Here is a 243-nt window from a genome sequence, read left to right on the forward strand (position 1 = left end):
CCCAGGACCGCGAGGTCGAGGTCGGCGGTCAGCACCACGAACAGGCAAGACACCAGCAGGACGACGCGGCTTTCCTTGAATCGACGAAGGTCGGCCAGACCCGGCACGTGCCGGTTCGCAAGCGCGATGCCGAACACGGTCGCACCGATCAGCCCGGCCTCGTTCAGGAGCAGGTTCGGCACGACGTAGGCGATGAGCGCGAGTGCCAGCAGCACGGGCGTCTTCAGCGTCTCGGGGATGAGG

General features: G+C 67.1%; 1 pseudogene. It reads right to left on the reverse strand.

Features of this window, described 5'->3' with window-relative positions:
* Window positions 1-243 (reverse strand): annotated as a pseudogene (locus AC0IY0_RS28955) (cation:proton antiporter); the annotation flags it as partial.

The sequence above is a fragment of the Methylobacterium sp. AC315 genome (assembly GCF_979253755.1).